Here is a 4,192-nt window from a genome sequence, read left to right as displayed (position 1 = left end):
TTCTCGTTTTGACAAATTGGCCAGGAACTTCTTGAGTTTTCTCTATCTCGTCAGTGCTCTCTTTTGGCTCAAATGAAAGATCAACACAACCTAGACGAACGGTCATTCCATCCAGGATTGCCTGACCTTGTCCTGGCCCCTCAAACATCAAGACATTATAACCGCGCCGAATGCCAGCTGAGCCACCGAAGAAATACATATCTTCGGCCACACCTTCGCCGCCGCTGACTGCCAGCAAGGTCGGGCGCTTCGTGCCCGACATAGCGGGTCGCATAAAGTAACCCGTGAGCGTCTTGCCCTCAAAGGGTATCTGAAGCGGGGTGATGGGTGGATTGGACAACTCGGCCACCTTGCGAAAACACTCCCTCATCCTTTGCCAGGTTGCAGGCAAATCGGGGTCTTGAGGAGGTTGACAAACGGAGGCGAAGCGGTAGTAGGTCATCGCGCGCAGGTAGGTTTCATGGGCACTCACTAGGTGACCCTTGGTCTGCATAACCGCAGCCACTTGTTCCAGGTGAGCGGCCATCGTTTTCCATGCTCTTACCCAGCTTGCCAGATCACTCTCGTTGATTTGTGATGCAATACGCAAGCATTCTCCAAGTTCAGCCCCTTGATAGGTCGAGAAGCCCATTGCCCATACCAGGTAGAAATCAAGGTCTTGACTCTTGAAAAAGACGCGTTGCTGGTGTCTTTGGAATACTTTTTCTTGTCCCATATTACCCCTCCACTATGGCATTCCTGTCGCCCAACGCTCCGGTTCAGCGGCGGCGCGTAGCGCCGTCCGCTGCAACCGGTTGTTAGGCGCCACTTTCCACCTTTGCTTGATCGAACAGCGTGCCCGGTCCGGAAAGGTTAACAGGGACACTCCTTGAACTCGCAGACAGGCGGGCGAAGCATGCCGCCACTTCGCGTTCAGGAAGGTACTCCATGAACCTAAGCGCCGAGCCGGCCACGTAACCCGCGTCTATCTCCATCGCAATCCACCTGCGTCCAAGTTGCTCTGCCACTTTGCCCGTCGTGTTTGACCCTGCGAAGATATCCAGAACCAGATCACCCTCAGTCGTTAGCAACTTGATGAAAAACTCTGGGAGTGCAGCAGGAAAGCGCGCAGGGTGTGCTTCGATTCCTACGAGCTTGGAGAGCCGCAGATAGGAAGAGTTGCTTTCGGTATTGGGAATCTGCAGCAGGTTTGAAGGGATCGCACCACCGTTGTCAGAACCGAAGCCCTTGCTGATGTCGTGGCCTGACGGACGGTCCTTTGGCTTGTAGAACGCATCCGGGTTTTTCAGGAGCGTTTTCATACGCTCAGAGTAAGGGGCAAGAACCTGTCGCACGTCCGCCTTCGGCCACTCCGATTTTGAGAGCCACCATACCGTGTTTACGGAATCCTTCACCCGGAGTTTTCGCTTGTTATCCCACTCAATGGGGGAAGGCAGCTTCGCAGGGTTGTACCAAAAGAACTCTTCGGCGAGGTAAAAGCCGATCTCATCGCACATCTTTAGGAGCACGCGATACGGATACAGCGAGCGTACCGGAACGCCACGTTGATATGCACCGCCCAGGTCGAGAACAAAGCTGCCAGTTTCGCGAAGCACACGGCGCACTTCCGCGCCGAACCTACAGAGCCACTCGACGTATTCGGATTGATCTTTATTGCCGTATGCCTTCTGCCGCAGGAGTGCGAATGGAGGAGATGTGACAACAAGGTCAACGCAGTTGTCTGGGAGGCGCTTGAGAAGTTCCAGAGAATCGCCGAGGTAGCACGCTCCATACCGGGTGGTATAGACCGGCGCTGGTAGTGCCCGTAAAGGCGTGGTGGTGTTGATTCTCGTCATGGTGTTGCCCTCGGCGTCCAGTCGTTGGCGATCCAGCTCTCGAGGAAGTTCCAGAGCACGGAGATCGCGTAATGGACGTCTGGCCGCTTGCTCTGGAGGGCTGCGACATAAGGTGCGACCGCATCCTTGGAGAGATGCGCCAGCGTCCAGGTCGGCCAGGTAGAGCTAGATCTCTCCGCCAGTTCCGCAATGTCCTTTGCTGGTGCGCCGCGAATCCGGCGCAACGTTTCGGCAGCACCCGCGGCGATTGCTGCGGAGGACGCCTCCAGCCCGCTCAAAAGTGGATCGAATCCGACGGCCCCAAGACCATGGAGAGCAATGAGTGCCTCTTCACGAATCTCAGGAGCAACATCCGCAAACGCCTGAACGAGAACCTGTGCAGCCTCCTTGGTTCCGTGGCACCCGATTGCCCAAGCGCAAGCGCTCCTCAAAAACAGCGGTTGTGTGGCGTCCTCAAGCACTCTGCGTAGGAGATCGAAAGAGGTCCGAGTGCGCGTCTCGGCCAAGGTCACCGCAGCCTCTAATCGCATCTGCTCGTCGGCATCTTCAAGCAGAATCGCGCGGAACTGATCGTCGGCGGAGTCTCCGGTAACCTCGCAGAGGTACGATTTCGCCTCCATGCGAACGTAGGCGTCTTCATCGCTGTCTTCCGCAAGCTCCCGGACTTCATTCACTAGCCCAGCGGCTCTCGCCAACCTGGCGAGTTTGCAGCCCGTGAAACGGACGGTGCGCTCGCGTGAAGCAAGCATCTGTGCAATCTTACCTGTGTCGCAACCTCCTACACAGCGAGATGCGGCAGTCGTCATAGGTTCGACTTGACCCGCGAGTACTTGGTTGGGGCGAAAGTACTCTCCAGCAGCCAAGAATGGTTGCTCGTCTGAGGCAAGCCGGAAGTGCCGGGGCTTGCTGGGCTCGTCATCCAGTAGATAGTATAGATGCCCCCCATTTGCCGCGACGACTCTCCCGCTGCTGGGCGCGAAGCGGGCCTTCCACTTCACCTGGACCTCGGACCCCTCACTGACTCCCTTGGGTTTGAGCTGTTTCGGTGCGACATGTCTGAAAGATGCCACAGTGAACAGGTTTATCCAGCCTTCGACGTGCCAAGTCGTCAACGTACGTTCTCTCCAGAGTGAGCGCTGCTCTTGCAGGCCGCCCGCACTCCAGACGCTTTCGTCCGCTGACAGGATAGGAAAGGCAACCCAGTCCGAGTCGAGCATACCGTAGTGCCAGGCTCGCTCCGCGTCGCTGGGGGAGTGCGACATGCTCAGGTCTGCGTTCGTCTTCGCGCGCGACTCGATGCGTACCCCACATCGCGTACAACACAGGTCGGGTATTCGAACCCGCTTTCGCTTCACATCGCGCCAAATCCGGGTCGCAAGCGATCCGCGCTCCAGCTCGACGATCTCGTGTCCGAGCGAATTCAAATATTCTTGAACAGCCCGGGCACCGACGGCGCCGACCGCCAGCATTCGGAAGAAGCTAGCGTTCGTCTTGAAGGCGTTACGCTGGGCCACTTGGTTTTTCCATGCTGCCTGTCGTCGTAATCGAGTTTTGGCGCCTAACGGTGAAGTTGTGTGGCGGCAGATAACCTTGAATACCCACCAATAACCTCTGTTCCGTCCGCACCAACGCAGTGTTAGATGCCTGACAACCTGACAACTTTAACAAACTTTACCTGACGACCCTTGACCTTATATCAAAGTATAAGGTTTACTATGAGCTTATCAGGCTGTAATGGAGTGATGTCAATGTTTCAAGTGGGGGAAGTCTCGCGTCTGTTAGATATTAATCCACAAACCCTTTACTTTTATGAGCGAATTGGGTTAATTCCATCCCCACAGCGCACAGAAGCAGGGTATCGGCTATTCAGTCAACAAGATGTGGAGCGGCTTACCTTTATTACACGGGCTAAATCTTTGGGGCTTAGTCTAGATGAAATTAAAGACATTCTTGCGTTAAAGGATGGGCGATCGCTCACTTGTCAGGCGGTTTATGAGCGTCTCAGCAAAAAAGTTAATGAAATTGAAGATACGATTCGCCAATTACAAATTCTTCATAATGAGCTAACACCACTGGCTCAACAGTGCTATGCCAATTTGCAAAAAAATGATCAAGAATGCGTTGTCCTAGATCAGTTTCAAGTCAAGCCTTTGAGAAATTAATGCTATTGCGATCTGACGTAAACATTGGGAGGAAAATTCTTATGAAACCGATCACAGTTGAAGTACTGGGAACAGGCTGCAAAAAATGTCAGCAACTAGAAGCTACAGCCTGTTAAGGGCTCAAGGGGTACAATAGCAGCACTTAGCAAACCAACTTCGGAAGGAGGATGGATTGATCAGTAGTAAAGAAGTCTT

4 protein-coding genes are annotated in these 4,192 nt (G+C 54.3%); 1 reads left to right on the top strand and 3 read right to left on the bottom strand.

Features of this window, described 5'->3' with window-relative positions; translation table 11 throughout:
- The 3 genes from ACVWXF_RS14105 to ACVWXF_RS14095 form a co-directional block, all read right to left on the bottom strand.
- A partial coding sequence (locus tag ACVWXF_RS14105) for an alpha/beta hydrolase family protein (protein ID WP_457474707.1) occupies positions 1-715 on the bottom strand: 715 nt, incomplete at its 3' end.
- Positions 716-797: 82 nt separating this feature from the next.
- A complete protein-coding gene (locus tag ACVWXF_RS14100) occupies positions 798-1,835 on the bottom strand; it encodes a DNA-methyltransferase (protein WP_457474706.1) in 1,038 nt (345 codons plus the stop codon).
- Positions 1,832-3,349, bottom strand: a complete 1,518-nt coding sequence (locus tag ACVWXF_RS14095; RefSeq protein ID WP_457474705.1) for a HEAT repeat domain-containing protein — start codon at positions 3,347-3,349, stop codon at positions 1,832-1,834. Before ACVWXF_RS14095 ends, ACVWXF_RS14100 begins: the two co-directional genes overlap by 4 nt.
- Positions 3,350-3,583: 234 nt before the next feature.
- Here ACVWXF_RS14095 and ACVWXF_RS14090 point away from each other — a divergent pair, with 234 nt between their 5' ends.
- Positions 3,584-3,997: a heavy metal-responsive transcriptional regulator gene (locus ACVWXF_RS14090; RefSeq protein WP_457474708.1), complete on the top strand. Its 414-nt coding sequence runs from the start codon at positions 3,584-3,586 to the stop codon at positions 3,995-3,997.
- Positions 3,998-4,192 lie beyond the last annotated feature (195 nt).

This window comes from Thermostichus sp. MS-CIW-40 (assembly GCF_054058315.1).
The sequence above is the reverse complement of the archived record's forward strand: the minus strand, read 5'-3'. Positions and strand labels throughout refer to the sequence as shown.

Coding starts and splice junctions, on each gene's coding strand:
- ACVWXF_RS14100 (WP_457474706.1), bottom strand. CDS start 1,835: ATGACGAGAATCAACACCACCACGCCTTTACGGGCACTACCAGCGCCG.
- ACVWXF_RS14090 (WP_457474708.1), top strand. CDS start 3,584: ATGTTTCAAGTGGGGGAAGTCTCGCGTCTGTTAGATATTAATCCACAA.